This window comes from Vibrio sp. GJ43-1, assembly GCF_055808835.1.
Genome location: NZ_CM147885.1, coordinates 1,802,856 through 1,820,540 on the forward strand (window position 1 = coordinate 1,802,856; position 17,685 = coordinate 1,820,540).

Genomic DNA, 17,685 nt, shown 5'->3' on the forward strand with positions numbered 1-17,685 from the left:
ATGCAAGAATCGAACATGACCGCCCAGCAAGGCGCCACTCGGTCGCAATCTTCGACCAATGAACAGTGGCAGCAACGAAAAGAAGCCGTGATCGCAAAAGGCATGGGGAATTTGACCTCGATTTTCGTCCAGTCGGCATCCAATGCCACCATTACGGATATAGAAGGGAAAAATTATATTGATTTTGCATCCGGAATTGCCGTCACAAACACTGGGCACAGCCATCCAAAAATTCAACAAGCCGTAGCGCAACAACTTGAGCGGTTTAGCCACACTTGCGCCATGGTGACGCCCTATACAAGCTTTGTCGAGTTAGCCGAAAAAATCATCGATAGAACCCCCATTTCAAACGATAAAAAAGCTGTTTTTCTCACAACAGGAGCTGAAGCGGTTGAGAATGCGGTTAAGGTCGCAAGAGCCTATACGAAGCGTTCCGGCGTCATCGCCTTTCGTGGTGGCTTTCACGGAAGAACCAATTTATGCATGGGGCTCACCGGAAAGGTCACTCCATACAAGCGTCACTTTGGGCCGTTTCCTGGTGACATCTATCACGCGCCATTTCCTAACCAATATCACGGTGTCAGTGAAGAACAAAGCCTCCAAGCTCTAGATGATCTGTTTGCTTGTGACATTGAACCTGAACGCGTCGCCGCTATTATTTTGGAACCTGTTCAGGGTGAAGGTGGTTTCTATCAGGCTCCAGTGACTTGGGCCAAATCGCTTCGACGTCTCTGTGATGAACATGGCATCATGTTGATTTGTGATGAAATTCAAACTGGTTTTGCTCGAACTGGCAAACTGTTTGCCACAGAGCACCTAGCGATCGAACCGGACCTCATTACTATGGCAAAAGGTATTGCAGGTGGGTTCCCAATTTCTGCTGTGGTAGGTAAAGCACACATCATGGACGCTGCACCACCGGGAGGTTTAGGTGGTACTTACGCTGGCTCACCACTTGCTTGTGCTGCTGGACTCGCCGTATTAGACATCATCGACCAAGAGCACTTATGTGCCAGAGCTGAAGAAGTCGGAACTCTTTTTAAACAACAACTCATTGAGATTCAAAATCAATGCCCGCAAATAGGGGACATACGCCAGTTAGGCGCTATGATCGCCATTGAACTGAACGATCCAGGCGATGGCTCCCCTCTCACCGAGCTCACTAAATCAATCGTCCAAACATGTGCTGAAAATGGAGTTATCGTTCTGTCCTGTGGCGTAAAGGGGAATGTTATTCGATTCTTACCACCACTTACTATTGAGTTCTCACTCATTGATAAGGGCCTAAGGCAGGTAAAAGCCTGTTTACTTACCAACGGTCAACCCTAAATCAGGCTATCATTCGTTACACATCAAACAGTACGGCGTTTGGTGTGTAACCACTAGACCTTAGTCGTATGTCTATGTTTTTTATAACCATTGAGATCCAAGTCTCATCTATAAAGAAATATATCATCAATACTAATTAACTATATTAACTGATAAATCAATACTGAGCGTGCATGTTAGAGCAATACATTCAGCTAGATGCTAACCATCACCTGACGCTACAAGACCAAATTAAATCAGGGATCACTCAAGCGATTGCTAATGGTTTCATCAACGCGTCTGTACCCCTAACCTCATCTCGTAAACTGGCTCAAGATCTTAAAGTCTCCCGTAATACCGTTCTGCGTGTTTATGACCAACTCAGCGAAGATGGTTTTCTTATATCCAAAGAACGAAAAGGCTATTTTGTTAATCCAGATATCAGTGTATCGACGATTCCTAGAACACAGCCAGTCAAGCAAACCATCGATTGGAACCACTACATACAAGTTAAACCATCATGGCATCAAGAAGCCCCTAGAGACCTGAAAAATTACCCCTACCTCTTTGTTCACGGAATGATGGACCACTCATTATTTCCTGTGAACGAATGGCGAAAATGCAGTATTCAATCGCTCAACAAAACCAACAGTAGACAATGGACATCCAGCGACAACGATTACGACGATCTGGTAGAGCAAATTCGAACTCGTGTGTTACCTCGCCGGGGCATTTATGTGCAATCTGACGAAATTATGGTCACTATCGGCAGCCAACAAAGCTTAAACCTTATTGCCAAGCTCCTGACGAGTGACACTTCAACTATCGGCATTGAAAATCCGGGGTACCCTGAAGCATGGGCACAATTTGAATCAAGGAAAGCACGACTACAGCCGCTCGATGTAGATGGTCAAGGCTTAGTTATCGGCGAGCCATTGAACCAGTGCGATATTGTATACACAACGCCGAGCAATCAATTCCCTACCACCGTACGGTTATCTTCAGAACGACGTAAAAAGCTTGTTGAGGCGTCTGAGCAGCACAATTTCCTAATTGTAGAAGATGACTTCGAACACGAGGTTTGCTTTATTGAAGAAAATACCTTTGCATTAAAAGGCGAGTATTCAAGCGAAAGAATTATCTATTTGTCTAGCTTTTCATCAACCATTGCTCCAGGACTTCGCATTGGGTTCATTGTCGCTGCACCAGAATTTATTAAAAGAGCAAAACATCTGCAACGCTTAAGTCATACCTACCCTCCGAAAAACAACTGCCACACGTTGGCGCTGTTCATCAGCCTCGGATATTATGATGCCTTAATGCAAAGACGGTTAAAAAAACTTCGCAGTAAATGGTTAACCATGGAAAAAGCATTAAACTACTATTTCCCCCAATCCGGCGTCGTCCCATCCTTAGCTGGCACCTCTTTTTGGCTAAACTATGATGCGAGATTCGATGCCAATACACTTTATGAAAAGGCTGAACAAATAGGAATTCTTATCAATCCTGGTGACCAGTACTACATTGAAGATGACAAAAAAAGCAGCTTTCGGTTGAGTTTCAGTTCTATTGAAGAAAGTGACATAAGAGAAGGCATTAGGCGTTTATCGGAAGTGGCGAGGAAAATACTACCGTTAGAACACATCGCTGATACTCAAGGTCAGCAGCTCTCTGGCTCTGAAATAAGGAAACTATTCGACCATCACACGGTGCTGACTAGTGACTGCTTTAATATTCCATACCGCATTGAATTTCAACCGGATGGACGAATGCATGGCGTATCGGATAGGCCTAACGATGAAGATGAAGGTTACTGGTGGGTAGAAGGTAATACTATGTTTTATCAATGGAAAACATGGCAGTTTGCCGACATCCGTGAAGTCAGACTCGTCCTAGATGGGCATCAACTAAAACGGTTCGATCGCAATGGATTTTGTGTCAATACTGGCAAAATATCGCCCTCTGAGGCTTGGTAATATCAACGAGCAAACTCGGACCCAACTCGACCTAATCAGAGCTTTCCCGCACTGTCTAATAAACACTGCGGTTACAAAAAGAAAACATATTTTTTGTAACGCACATTAATAACTCTTTGCACCAATGAACATTTATTCTTACTATGAAGATGTTGTACGCTGTATAAGGATATCCCATGGCCAAAGACCTATTTTCTAATCTCGACCTCAATTTATTGCGTACCTTCATCATTTTGAATCAAGAGCGCAATATGAGAAAAGCCGCTGAACGACTATTTGTCTCCCAGCCAGCGGTGAGTAAAGCACTACAGCGGCTCAGAGATCATTTTGGCGATGAGCTGTTTGTCAAAACCCATCATGGTTTACGAGCAACAGAAAAAGCCAATATCCTTGCCGAGTCTGTCAGTCCAATATTGGATGAACTCTCTCACGCAGTAAATCACTCCTCAGAGTTTGATCCGAGTGAACTAGATGGTTCGCTTAAAATCGCCATATCTCCCTTTTTTTATCAGGGATTGCCAGTAAGTTATTTCAATCAATAAGAAAAGAAGCGCCAAACGTTCAGATCCAGTTACTCAATTGGAACAAAACCACGCTACAAGATATCGTGAATGATGACGTACAGCTTGGTCTCAATTACTCTATTGCTCATGCGCCAAAAGAGCTGGTACAAACTCAGCTAACCACCGACACTTTTCGCGCCTTTATACGTAAAGATCACCCTTTTGATAAAGATGAGATTGACATGCAAGATGGTGGGAAATTTGAGATAGCGACCCTTATTGCTGCGGATTGGAACTCCAATTTATCCAATACCGAGAAAATGCTCCTCATGAGAGGTATAGAGCCTAATGTCGTGTTTCGGTCTGAACTGCCTTCCGCTGTTATTGATGTGGTAAAAAACTCCGACATTCTCTTCCCTGCCTCGATGTTCCTTAACCTTGAAGAAAATTCCGGCTTACGCTCACTGCCAATCTTGTTTGGAAACGCAGGGGTGAATACCGACATCAATACCTTCTTCCACTATAAGAATAGAAATAATGCAACCACGCAGTGGTTACGTAAGAAATTACATCTAACACTGACTGCTTAACCCCATAATCTCATTAATAACCCTCGGTTATTAATGAGATTATGTTTATTTATTAATAACTTAATGTTATTTCCCTAATGAAACCCTTTCATTAGTCTTCAATTAACCTCATCCATATACTTCTCTCCATCGGCTAGGAACAATCCTAAAGACAGGCGCATCCCCTCATCAAGAGTGGAAAACCAGCCTAGGGACCAGCTATACCCCGATAGACTGGCTGAACTTTAGCTATTCACTTAATCATGAAAGAATTATGTCATACACAGACTTAGAACCTAATATCTTGCATGCTGACTTCACGTTAACCTTTAAGCCGAAATACATCGAACCATACGTCAAATATCGATATGGTCAGCACCGTGTTCGCCCTGGCGAACCAAGAACGACAGAAGGCAGCTATGAATTTGGTTTTAACTTCAACTTTAAATAACTCCGATGCACTTGATTATCAACCTAGCGATGTTAACCATTTTAGTCATCATTCTTTCTGAGCTGGTTATCTTACTTAGTTACTTAGCTGCTTAGTTACCTAATTACTTAGTTGTTTAGTTGTTTAGTTGTTTAGTTGTTTAGTTGTTTAGTTGTTTAGTTGTTTAGTTTCACACGTTTCATCGGTGACTCTCTCCCCTTAACGCACTATTTGTTAAGGGGATTTTTCAAAACGACGACAACGAAACCAAGGTTTTGGTATAGTCATGCTGAGGCGCGGAAAACATCATTTGTGTGTCACCTTGTTCCACAATCTCACCATTTCTCATCACAATTGTGTAGTGACACAGCGATTTCACTACATTTAAATCATGGCTAATAAACAAATACGTCAAGCCATGCTTAGTCTGCAATGACTTCAATAAGTCGAGCACTTGAGCTTGCACTGTGCGGTCTAATGAAGAGGTTGGCTCGTCCAGAAGAATAAACTCTGGTTTTAGAATGAGAGCCCTTGCGATAGCAATACGCTGTCGCTGCCCCCCGAAAACTCGTTGGGGTAACGGTGGCGTGTGTCTGGGTCTAGATCGACCTCCTTCATCACATCACAAATCAGGCGGTCTAACTGCGCTTCGTCATGTTCAAAATGAACACGCAACCCTTCTCCTATCACCTGAGCAACGGACATTCTAGGATTAAGCGCTGAGAACGGGTCTTGAAAGACCACCTGCATACGGCTTCGATAAGGTAACATTCCTTTTCTATCTAAGCGTTGAATATCCTGCCCATCGAATTCAATTATCCCTTCACTTTGCACGAGTTTAAGTATCGCCATACCTGTTGTCGATTTACCAGAACCACTTTCGCCGACCAAGCCAATGGAATGCCCTCTCTTGAGTTGAAATTGCATTTGCGTCACCGCCTTGACATGGTCCACGACTTTTTTGAATAGCCCCCTTTTATCGGGAACCACACTTTCAAATCATTGACCGACAGGAGTGTTTTCGCGTCAGGTTCAATTTCAACTGGCAGGCCTCTTGGATCTGAATCAATCAGTTTTTGGGTATAGGGATGTGACGGCGTAGTAAAGACTTGCCGACAAGGCCCAACTTCTACCAGTTCACCGTCTTTCATTACGGCGACTCGGTCCGCTATACGTCGTACAATACTCAGGTCATGAGTGATGAATAACATCGCCATACCAAGCTCTTGTTGCAGCTCCTTTAGTAAATCTAATATCTGGGCTTGTACTGATACATCCAAAGCCGTCGTCGGTTCATCGGCGATAAGTAATTCAGGTTCATTAATTAACGCCATCGCGATCATAACGCGTTGACGTTCCCCACCTGACAACTCATGAGGATAGGCCGAAATCTTACGCTCAGGAGACCGTATTCCCACCTTTTTTAACCACGACACGGCTAAAGCTTCCGCTTTGGTTGCTCTCATGCCGCGATGAATAGCCAATGTCTCCACCAGCTGTTTACCTATTTTGTGCAAAGGGTTCAAGGACACCATTGGTTCTTGAAAAATCATGCCAATTCGACCACCACGAATGCCGCGAAGTTGACGAGCACTGCACGACAATATATCGATACCATCAAATGTAATCGTACCGTTTAGGTAATGGCTTGAACCTTTCGGCAGCAACTTGAGGACTGAATTGGCCGTGACGGACTTGCCGGAACCGCTTTCTCCTACGAGAGCTAAGGTTTCCCCTTTTTGAATGCTTAAGGAAACCTTATTCGTCACCTGCTCAACACTTTTACCACGCCCAAAGCCAACGGAAAGATTGTCTATAACCAGTACGTGGCTTGGCTTCTCTTGTCTAACTTCTGTTGGGGCTGTATTGTCTTGGTTCATAATGAAATCTCAGTATTAGCCCTGTCGATGTGGGTCAAAGGCATCGCGAACGGCTTCGCCAGCAAACACCAATAGCGTCAGCATGATAGAAAGAACGGCAAACGCTGACAGCCCAAGCCAAGGCGCTTGAAGGTTCGCTTTTCCTTGCGCCAACAATTCACCTAATGACGGGGAACCCGCAGGTAGACCAAAGCCAAGAAAGTCCAACGACGTTAAAGTCGTCACCGATCCAGATAAGATAAATGGCATCATAGTTAACGAAGCGACCATTGCATTGGGTAGCATGTGCCGCAACATAATGCGCTTATCACTGACTCCCATGGCATGCGCGGCTTTTACATAGTCAAAATTGCGGCATCGCAAAAACTCAGCCCGCACGACCCCCACTAAACTCATCCAGCTAAACAGCACCATAATTCCCAGTAACCACCAAAAATTAGGCTCAACAAAGCTCGACAAGATAATCAATAAGAACAATGTTGGCATGCCCGACCAAACTTCAATAAAGCGCTGGCCGATTAAATCAATCCAACCGCCGTAATAGCCTTGCGTAGCACCTACTGCCACACCAATAACGCTCGACACTATGGTTAAAATAACACCAAACAATACTGAGATACGAAAACCATAAATTATCCTCGCTAAGACATCCCGACCTTTATCATCGGTTCCCAACCAGTTGGCAGAATCGGGTGCCGACGGAACCGATGCGACAATGTTGTAATTGATCGTATCGTAGCTAAAACGAATGAGTGGCCAAATTATGTAGCCATTTTCTTCAATAAGATCGCTGACATAAGGGTCGGTATAGTCGGCTTCTGTTTCAAACTCACCACCAAACTCCGTTTCTGCGTATTGGCTAAATATTGGGTAGTACCATTGATTATCATACTCAACCAATAGCGGTTTATCGTTAGCAATAAACTCCGCAAATAGACTTAAAAAGAACAGTAGACAAAAGATCCATGTTGACCAGAAACCTCGTTTGTTGGCTTTGAAACGCTGCCATCTTGCGTGCGTGAGCGGATTCGCTGCCATCTATCGCGCCTCAAAATCAATACGTGGATCGACCCACATATAGGTTAAGTCAGAAATAATACTCAAAATCAAACCTAAGAGCGTCATGATATATAAAGAGCTAAATACCACCGGGTAGTCTCGTTGAATGGTTGATTCAAAACCTAACAATCCTATTCCTTCTAACGAGAACATCACCTCAATAAGCATTGAGCCCGTAAAGAAAATACTGATGAACGCACTTGGGAAGCCAGCAATAATAATCAGCATGGCGTTACGAAAAACATGCTTATAAAGAATGCTGTTTTCATCTAACCCTTTGGCTCGAGCAGTCACGACATATTGCTTGTTAATTTCATCTAAAAATGAATTCTTAGTCAGCATACTGAGTGTGGCAAAGCCACCAATTACCATCGCAAGAATCGGCAAAGTTAAGTGCCAAAAGTAATCAATAATCTGTTGGTACCACGTCAACTGATCAAAATTGCTCGACACCAGCCCCCTCAATGGGAACCAACTGAAATAATTCCCGCTGGCGAATAGGATGATTAAAATGATAGCGAACAAGAAACCGGGAATCGCGTAACCGATAATGATCATGGCACTGGACCAAATATCAAACCGAGAACCATGATGAATGGCTTTAAAGATGCCTAACGGTATCGAGATTAAGTAAATAATCAACGTACTCCACAATCCCAATGAAATGGAGACAGGAAGGCGGTCTTTAATTAAATCAATAACATTGCCACCACGAAACAGGCTTTCACCAAAATTAAACATGGCGTAATTTTTCAGCATATCGAAATAGCGCTCGTGGATAGGCTTATCAAAACCAAATTGCTTACGGATCGCTTCCACGACTTCTGGGTCTAAGCCACGCGACCCTTTATACCCAGTCGATACATCATCAGAACTAGTATCCAGTTCTACTTCCTTACCGCCACCACTAAAACGCTCCATTACACCTGAATTTAATCCCTGCATTTGAGCGATAGCTTGCTCTACTCTATCCACCAGGCGCGACCTGAATAATGAAGAAATTAATGGTGATGATTGCCCAAAGCGTTGGGATAACCAGCAATAGTCGCCGGAAAATATAGGCCGCCATAATGTCCTCTTATCTACGCTTTTCAGGAAGCTTTTCAGCTTTCTCTTTAGATACCCACCAGGTATCAATACCTAGGTCATAAGTAGGTAGGACATCAGGGCGTTCAAATTTATCCCATGTCGCCACACGATATTTTTTGATGTACCACTGAGGAATGATGTAGTAATTCCATTGCAATACTCGATCGAGTGCACGACCTAATGCGAGAAGCTGTTTTGGGTTGTCTTGATGATCGGCAATTTCATCCGTTAGCGCATCAACAACAGGGTCCATGACGCCAGCAGTATTGTAAGTCGAATCAATGAAGTTCGAATTCCACACTATTTTAAGGTCAGAGTTGGGGTAAGGGTTAGCAAAATAAGAAGAAGAAACCATGTCAAAGTCACGATCTCTCAGCCGCTTAGTGTATTGCGTCGTGTCGATGGTACGAATTCTCATATCTATACCCATCGCGCGCATATTTTTCTGAATAGGAATCGCATAGCGCTCTGTCGTTGGGCTATAGATAAGCAATTCAAAACTCATTTTCTCGCTTGGCTTTGACATTCGTCATCACTTTATTTTTTAGCTCCCACCCTGCTTCTTTTAGCAGTGCGAATGCTTTACGCATTTGAGGACGAATTCGACCAGAACTATCAGTCACCGGAGGATTATACTCTTCACTAAATACTCGCTCAGGGATCTTACCCTTGTACTCATTAAGAATAGTCAGTTCAGCCTCGCTTGGTAGCCCTTTCGCTTCATAGTCAGTATTTTGGAAGTAGCTGCGTGTTCGAGTATACTGGTTATAGAACATGTTCTTGTTCATCCATTCAAAATCCATCGCATAGTTTAATGCTTCACGGACCTGCGGATCGTTAAATACGGGACGCTGAATATTGAACACAAAGGCTTGAGTGGCCATTGGTTTGTGATGTTCTATCTCTTCCTTTTTAATATAACCTTTATCGAAGTTCGCTCCAGTATAAGAACTGGCCCAAAATTTAGCGCTGGATTCCTGTCTAAAGTCAAACTCACCCGCTTTAAATGCTTCTAGCATCACGGTGTCATCTCGATAGTAATCATATTGGACTGTCGCAAAGTTGTTACGACCAACGTTCACGGGTAAATCTTTAGCCCAATAGCTTTCATCCAGTTCATAAGTCACGCTTTGACCCGGTTTATAATCTGTAATCTTGTACGCACCACTGCCTACCGGAGGTTCAGTCAGAGGCTCTGCAAAGTTCTTATCTTTCCAAAAGTGCTCAGGCAGTACGCGCGTACTCTGGGCGAGACCAAATAACTTTTCTTTATTTGGTCTCGACATATCGATTCGCACTGTCAGTTCAGATATCGCTTTGACCGACTCGACATCTTTATAGTAAGCACGATACTGTGGCACCCCCTCTTTCATAAATTTGTTAAAGGTGAACTCCACATCTTTCGCCGTAATGGGATGACCGTCATTAAAACGGGCCTTCGGATTGATATCGATTTCCATCCATGAAAAGTCATCAGAGTAACGAACTCGCTCAGCGATCAGTGGGTAGTAAGCGTTAATTTCATCGCTTGGTGAAAACATTAGGGTGTCATAGAGGTTGCCAGATGCTGCCGCCGCAACACCGCGTGAAGCAAAACGATTAAAATTATCGTAAGTGCCAATTTGGCCATATGTGACTTTACCAAACTTGGGCGCGTCTGGATTGACGTAATCAAAATGAGTGAAGTTTTCAGGATACTTGGCGGTACCAAAACCAACCAACGTGGTACTTTCTATTGTATTTGCGGCGATTGCACTGGTAGCGAACAACCCTAGCGTAACCAATGCAACGTTTCTCAATACTGCCATCCCTTTCTCCCTAAAATAGAAAAAGGGCGTCTTAAGGCGTCCTTTCCCTCACAAGCTAACAACAAGTAAATTTGATTATACTGTTATAAATAGCTGTATTTCACGGGGTTTTCAAGGGGCAGGGTCGATTAAGAAATGATTTAACATTAAAGTTTGCAGTACCTTCGCAAAGGTGCTGAATTCTTAGCCACATAAGTCGCAAGCTAGGATATCTTGCGTCTCAGGACAATACATGTGGACACGCCCACTACAGCCTTTCTTCGAGACATAAAGCGCCTTATCAGCACGCTCGATAATGTTACCTTCCAGCGCTGAATGCGTCGCTACACCAATAGAACATGACACGCCGAATGCTTTACCACTGCTACTGACGAAACTTAATGCGTCTATTTTTTTTGAAAGGCGGCTAGCCAATAAATAGGCTTGCTCGAGATTACTATCTGGGAGAATAAGTACAAATTCATCACCACCATAGCGACACAATAAATCTTCTTCTCTGGTACCTTTATTGATGGCGTTAACCACCGCTACAAGTACCCTATCCCCGACGGAGTGGCCGTATTTGTCATTAATGGGTTTAAAACGGTCGACATCAATAATCAGAACAGAACATTGCGTACCGTCATCGTGATATTTTTGATGCTGTTCTTCCAACGCTAGATGCAAATAGCGACGATTATAACAGCCTGTCAATCCGTCCGTATTGGCCTCTTCTAGTAGTGTTTGGCGCTCTTCCATGTCTTTCGATATATCGACAGCAAAACCGATAACCCCCAAGACCTTGCCATTTTTTACAATGGGTGAAGAGACCGTTAAATGGTACAGCTCTTCATCACCAATAAAAAATGGGATCTTTTGTTGGGTAGGTTTACTGGTGGCAATCACTCGCTTATCACTGGCACGCATCAACTTTGCGGTACCATAACTAAATAGATGCCAATCTGTTTTGCCTCGAATCCCATCCAGACCCACACCAAACGTATCGATCGCTTTTTTATTAACGTATTGGTAATTGCCTTGGCTATCTTTTATAAAAATATACGCATCAACAGCGTCAAAGACTTCTGACAAGCCTAGTAACTCTTCTTGAGATCCTTGATGTGCTGATAGTATAAGATCGAGCATAATTTCGCTTTATAAAATGCATTGGATTGAATATCGAATGCTAGAGTTTAAACCCTAGTTGCCGATTATTCCTGCGTCTTAACTACTTTTCTAAGTCAAAAGTTTAATTTCGTTACGCACTGCACATTTTTTGAATTAATGTCACAAAAAAAGGCTGAATCAATCAGCCTTTCTATTTCTTGCCTCACTTAAACACTACAAGCTCACAACATTAATAACATTATTGATGTTGTTTCTACCACCATACATCGGCTTGAAAGCCGACAATAAAGTCGCTTGCCGCATCACCTTTACTATCTTTACTCGTCCAAGACTCAGGAAGGTAGGTGGCAAGTAGTCTAATTTCTGGCGCCACTCCAAGTGAGGTGGGAAGTATAAACGTTGGCGCGACAGTGTATTTTGTTTGCTTCCATGAATTACCATTCCAATTATTGTAAACGTAGCCAGCTTCTCCTTGAAGATAAAAGTGCTGACTTACTGGTATCGTGGGTCTCACCATTGCTGATGCCCAGTAGTTATAACCACCGTCGGTACGGGCATCACCCGTTGCCATATCGTTGTATTGCGCTTGAATGGAAGGGAACAAACTCACACCATTGTCAAATGTATATCCACCCCACAATAATACACGTGCAGAGGTATCATCTTCTTCTAATTGGGTAAGAAGATACGAGGCTTCACCTGCCGCTCCCCAGTCATTATGCTGCCCTTGTGCCAGAGAACCCGGGTGGTACGCATTATAATCTGTGATTGTTCCTCCTAATAGATTACCCGCTCCTAGACCCTTACCACCTTGTACTATTATCTTAGAAAACCCATTCCCAGGGATAGCAAAGAAACTGCTTAGATTATACGTAGCCGTCAAGTCGTAACCCGTTTCCGCCCACTCTTTACCCGTTGTATCCCAGTTGTCTGGCATCGCTTTTAGCAACGCTGATAACTTTAAGTTACCAAACGTTGATGAAATATTAAGGGCATGCATTAAGTTGTTTAGATTCGTAGCATTGTTACCAACGGCTGCCTAAGTGAAGTCGCCCAACGATCGACATCCTCATTCACTCGATCACTACCGATATACGCTAAATCAACAATAGAATCACCGAGCTCATAACCTTGAATACCAATACCCGTTCCTGACATGTCAGTGTAAAAGAAATCGGTCATGAATATGTAGTTATCGGCTTTGCCATATTCTCTTCGTCCTGCCCAAAACGTACCCGATGGGGTGATCCCATTAAGTTCGATAAATGCGTTACTAATACCTGCATCAAAGGCATCCGCACTAGACGTTAACGCCGATTCTTTACCAATTTTGCTAATACCAATATGAATTTTGAAGCTGCGTTCATCTTCAAATACCCACGTACTGGCAAAGTTTGCCTTGTAGTCATTGTCGGCTTCAATACCAAGGCGACCTAATGTCTCTTTTTGCCCTGCGTAGTTTGAACGTTTGAAATCATTCTCTGCACTGGTAATGACACCAGTCCTAAAGTATCCATGAAACTCAAACCCTTCTGTTTCTTGTGCAAAAACCCCGGTATTGATGCTCAAAGCGGCAACAACGCCTAACGCTAATCGTGATACTTTCATGTAAATGTCACTCCATTTTATTGTAAGCGCTTTCTTTGTGATCGTTAATGATTCTGATAAAGACGCTTAACCACTGCGATATATAACTGCTAGTATTTATTTGATATCGCTAATAACGTGATGTATTAGCGATATTTAGATTAAAAATTAACGAACAAGGCGGATGTTATCTAAGAATACGGTCAGGGATGCGTTGGGCTCTAAAACGAGTAAGTTTTTGACCTTAGACAAATCCACCGTGCTTCCTTTCGCGAATCGGTTACCGTTACTCACAAGTTGCGAAAGTGGAATTCGAACTTCCTGCCACTGCGCTCCCGCTTTCAAAGGCACTTCATAATCACCAGCAAGTGGCCAACCGCTGTCCATTTTGACTAATAACTGAGACTCACTATTTACCGTCGGAACTTTAATATCAAATACCAACTCACCGTTCTCCGCCCAATCACTTAAATCGAGTTCAGGAGTGATGAAATACGCATTACCGACTTTGCCTTTTTTAATTAATTCAATCACTTTTCCGCGTTTAGGCTCGTCAATGAATGACACGCTAACTTGACCATCCGGATCGTAACCACTCACGACAAGATGCTTATTTAGTTCATCACCAAAAATGGACAGTTCGGTACCTTTACCGTAATCCTTGTCAGCAATAATAATAGGCGGCGCAGCATTTCCTTTTACGAACTTGGCGTCATCTGAAACGGTAGCGCACCCTTTGCCAGTATCTGGGTCTACACTACATTCAAATACGCGAACGTAATCAACCGCCAAGGTTTGTGGGAAGATGTCATTATCAATCCCGCCCTCATTGCGATTGGCTGACCAAGAACCTCCAACCGCGAGGTTTATCAACATATGAAAACGTTCGTTAAATGGTGCACTTTCCTTTGCGGTGGTCAAAGAGCCATTTTCTTTGTACTGGCTGTACCAACCATCTTGCCGTTGCGTCGCAAAATGAATGTTATCAACATACCAACGGACTTCACCTTCTTCCCATTCAACCGCGTATGTATGGAAGCCATCGGCAGGGTTGATTTGATTTGGCAAGTGATAATCGGTACCAGAGCTCACATTTTCAGGCCATTGACGTCCATAATGTAGCGTGCCATATACACGACTTTCTAATTCACCTACTGGGGCATCTTCTATGTCAGTTTGTACCTTTAGGTTAACCGCTTCCATGATGTCTATTTCACCTGAGGCCGCCCACGTTCCATATTTTTGGTCCGTCGGTAACATCCATATCGCAGGCCAAGTGCCTTGACCGTGAGGCAACCTTGCTCTTATTTCAAAACGACCGTATTTCCAATCGCCTTTATTTAACGTACGTAACCTTGCAGAGGTGAAAGGCAATGTCGCTTTTGAACGCATATCACCTTTATTATTATTGGGTCCGGTGAAGCTGCCTTCTTTGGCGACAATATGCAGAACTCCGTTATCCACAAATGAATTTACTTTTCGCTTGGTATAACATTGCTGCTCATTATTCCCTCCCCCCAACAATTCTCTTCATGACTCCACTTCGACTTATCAATTTCATCCCCTTGGAATTCATCGTTCCAAACCATATTCCAAACAGCATCAGGACTGCTGGTAGGATCATTCAATTCTTCTTTAGAAAATGTCAGTGGTTCGCTGGTAGAACTACAGCCAAATAAGGCAATGAGCAGCGCAGAAGATAAAGCGGAACGTGTAGTTACATTCTTGATCATATTAATTCCCTGTACGACGACACCTTCCTTTTTACAATGGAAAGAACCCGCCTTTACGATTGATTATATTATTATGTTTACGATTTAAAATTAGGGGTGCAATTTCACAGATTGCATGAATATGTTTTTGGCTACCGCCGGATTCGTTGCCCTATTAACAAGCGACAAGGCTTCTTCAAATTTATTTTCCTGTACCAAATCGACAATTTCTAAGCCGTAATTATTCAGGTCTCGCTGAGTTAAACTGGCTTTATATTGTTCAAATAAACTGACGGTGATAGCAGGTAGCGCAGCCTTTTGTGCAACGTGCTCCACTTGTCCCGATTTGGATGTAAGCGGTAGCCTTTTTTCTATGTGATCGATGGACAGCGTTAACTTTCCAATGGCGCTATGAATCGAAAACGGCTGAAGTACACGTTTTTGCATTTCAATACTTTGACTGCGTTGCGCTGCAAACGATTCTGGCAGCTGCCGCAACGTCTCTTCACCGAGTAACGCTCGTGTGGTGTATATCACGATATACTTGGCGTGTTCGTTCATATTCATCAACACCGATAAGTGATAGCGCTCTGGATGCAAAATCGTCTGTTTTTCCAAAGCTAAATCATCACTTGTACTTGTGTAAATAACAGAAAAATTGCTATTAAGTAGCTGAACCTGAGGTACAAATACGTGGTTTTCTATATTGGCATAAACATCGAATCGAGTAATTTTACCAATGTCTGAAAGGTCATAAGCCTGAACAAACGACTTCCCGGTCGGAAGCTCGAAGGCTTGAGATCGACGACTCAGTTCGATGGTTAACTCATTTGTATGGCTCAACTTTTGATAATGCAACTCTGAATAGCCTTGACAACACAAGGGAGCTGCCGCTAATGCGCTCGTGCCAGAAACATCTGAATGATGAGGCGTTTGAGTGCACCCTACGACGGTTGAAAGCAATATCGATGCTAGTAATGGTAACTTCATATACATTCCTTTGCCTTTTACAAACTGCAACACGCAACACTCAAAATAAAAACGTCGGGATAACTGAGTACACATATCCCCATATGCTTCCTCCCCCAAATAACACTATCCCGACAAAAACTGGTCAGCCTAGACGCTTAATACGTTAATCGCTATTAACGTATTCTTTGGTTTGATAGTTGCGCTATCGTACTGCACACAAAAAGAAAGCGCTTTCTTTAGTTGCTGAAAAAACAAAACTACTTCTTGATTAACTATTCAGTTAAAAATACAAGAAGTTAAGCAACTAACCCCTTTTACTCTTGATAATAGTAGAGTAATTGAAAATAACCTTTCTGTACACGGATGAACGGATTGCCTATCTTAAACCTTGAACAACGTCACCATAAAGAAAGCGCTTACAATTAGTAGTGTGTGTTTGGTCACTAAATCATCAATTTTTCCCAATACTGGCCGCCAAGAAATGAAATTCGCCACTTTGATCACGTTTTTCTTTTTGAAACATCGAACTTACGTTAACACATCACGGTATTACTATGATTCTGTTGTATAATTTCATCGTTAAATGATTAGGAATATTAGATTGATTACGATAAAAGAAGTCGCTGAACTCGCTCAAGTTTCTCAAGCAACAGTCTCAAGAACGCTTAATGGGCACGCTTCTGTAAAAGAAGCGAATAAAACTCGAGTATATGCAGCGATCGAGCAGTTGGGCTATAAGCCAAATGCGTTTGCCCAGGCGCTCGCTTCAAACCGCTCATGCAGTATTGGTATGTTGGTTGGGACCCTAGATGGCCCCTTCTATGGGCCGATGATGCACGAAGTGGAAAAGGTCGTACGTAAAGAAAACTATCACCTCATCATTACCAGTGGACATGAAAAGTATGACGAAGAGCATGAATCGATCCGCTTTCTGCGTTCCAAAAAAGTAGACGGATTAGTACTGACCGTCGATACCTTACCCGATAGTGAATTACTAGAAATTGCTAACGAAGTCGAAGCGACGGTGCTCATTAACCGCTATATTCCAGAGATCGCTAATCGTTGTATTTGGATAGATAACGAACGCGGCGGCTTTCTTGCAACCGAACACCTTATCCAAAAAGGCCACCAGCATATTGGCTGTGTGACGGGTCAGTTAAGCAAAGTCGACAGTCGAGATCGTCTACAAGGTTTTAGAAACGCGCTGAGCCAATATGGTATCGACTACAATCCACACGCGGTTGTGGAAGGACGCTTTGATCACAAATGTAACCATGAAGCTATTCGTCGCTTGCTCGACCGAGATATTCCTCTCACCGCAATTTTCTGTATGAACGATAATATAGCGATGACGGCGTATAGCTTGTGTATTGAACGAGGCCTCACGGTTGGCGAAGACATTTCAATTATCGGTTTTGATAACGTGTCATTCGGTCAATATATGACACCGGGATTGACCACCATTGACTTTCCTATTCAAACTATGGCAACCGAAGCCGCCAAGAAAGTCATGGGAATCGTACAAGGCAAGAGCAACGCGAAACAACCAAGTGCCCCTATTGTTCCAGATGTTATTGTTCGAGGCTCCGTGAAAGATTTAACGGAGTGATTGCTTCCGAAGTCGGAAAAACGTTTTTATTGTTGTTCAGTTTTCATTGCCAATCAATTTTTGTCGCGAACTTGTT

The 17,685-nt window shown here is 43.1% G+C and carries 9 protein-coding genes and 5 pseudogenes; 5 read left to right on the plus strand and 9 right to left on the minus strand.

All coding sequences use genetic code 11. The annotated features are described in order from the left end of the window. The 4 genes and pseudogenes from gabT to AC0L66_RS25485 all read left to right on the plus strand — a co-directional run bounded on the left by gabT (nt 1) and on the right by AC0L66_RS25485 (nt 4,807). A complete protein-coding gene (gene gabT / locus AC0L66_RS25470) occupies nt 1–1,329 on the plus strand; it encodes a 4-aminobutyrate--2-oxoglutarate transaminase (RefSeq protein ID WP_473570018.1) in 1,329 nt (442 codons plus the stop codon). A gap of 173 nt (nt 1,330–1,502) precedes the next feature. Further along, a complete protein-coding gene (gene pdxR / locus AC0L66_RS25475) occupies nt 1,503–3,284 on the plus strand; it encodes a MocR-like pyridoxine biosynthesis transcription factor PdxR (protein ID WP_473570020.1) in 1,782 nt (593 codons plus the stop codon). Nucleotides 3,285–3,460: 176 nt separating this feature from the next. Next, nucleotides 3,461–4,377, plus strand: a pseudogene (locus tag AC0L66_RS25480) (LysR family transcriptional regulator). Nucleotides 4,378–4,630: 253 nt separating this feature from the next. Next, on the plus strand, nt 4,631–4,807 hold the full coding sequence (locus AC0L66_RS25485; RefSeq protein ID WP_473570022.1) for a hypothetical protein: 177 nt from the start codon (nt 4,631–4,633) through the stop codon (nt 4,805–4,807). A 226-nt stretch (nt 4,808–5,033) separates the two neighbouring features. On the opposite strand, the pseudogene AC0L66_RS25490 reads toward AC0L66_RS25485, so the two are convergent. The 9 genes and pseudogenes from AC0L66_RS25490 to AC0L66_RS25530 form a co-directional block, all read right to left on the minus strand. Continuing rightward, nucleotides 5,034–6,666: pseudogene (locus AC0L66_RS25490) on the minus strand (ABC transporter ATP-binding protein). Nucleotides 6,667–6,681: 15 nt separating this feature from the next. Next, nucleotides 6,682–7,704 carry an ABC transporter permease gene (locus tag AC0L66_RS25495; RefSeq protein ID WP_265674966.1) on the minus strand — a complete coding sequence of 341 codons (1,023 nt, stop codon included), beginning with the start codon at nt 7,702–7,704 and terminating at the stop codon, nt 6,682–6,684. Beyond that, nucleotides 7,705–8,794 (minus strand): annotated as a pseudogene (locus AC0L66_RS25500) (microcin C ABC transporter permease YejB). Between the two features lie 9 nt (nt 8,795–8,803). Continuing rightward, nucleotides 8,804–10,622: pseudogene (locus tag AC0L66_RS25505) on the minus strand (extracellular solute-binding protein). 183 nt (nt 10,623–10,805) lie between these two features. Next, nucleotides 10,806–11,747 (minus strand): sensor domain-containing diguanylate cyclase, encoded by a 942-nt coding sequence (locus AC0L66_RS25510; RefSeq protein WP_473570023.1) that lies wholly within the window; start codon nt 11,745–11,747, stop codon nt 10,806–10,808. Between the two features lie 235 nt (nt 11,748–11,982). Next, entirely contained in the window at nt 11,983–12,729 is a 747-nt protein-coding gene (locus tag AC0L66_RS25515; protein WP_473570025.1) for a carbohydrate porin, read from the minus strand. A gap of 8 nt (nt 12,730–12,737) precedes the next feature. Further along, nucleotides 12,738–13,337, minus strand: a complete 600-nt coding sequence (locus AC0L66_RS25520; protein WP_473570027.1) for a carbohydrate porin — start codon at nt 13,335–13,337, stop codon at nt 12,738–12,740. Between the two features lie 147 nt (nt 13,338–13,484). After that, nucleotides 13,485–15,049, minus strand: a pseudogene (locus AC0L66_RS25525) (family 16 glycosylhydrolase). Between the two features lie 90 nt (nt 15,050–15,139). Continuing rightward, entirely contained in the window at nt 15,140–16,018 is an 879-nt protein-coding gene (locus tag AC0L66_RS25530; protein WP_473570028.1) for a MalM family protein, read from the minus strand. Nucleotides 16,019–16,601: 583 nt separating this feature from the next. On the opposite strand from AC0L66_RS25530, the gene AC0L66_RS25535 reads away from it, so the two are divergent. Beyond that, a complete protein-coding gene (locus tag AC0L66_RS25535; protein WP_265674972.1) occupies nt 16,602–17,609 on the plus strand; it encodes a LacI family DNA-binding transcriptional regulator in 1,008 nt (335 codons plus the stop codon). Nucleotides 17,610–17,685: the final 76 nt, after the last annotated feature.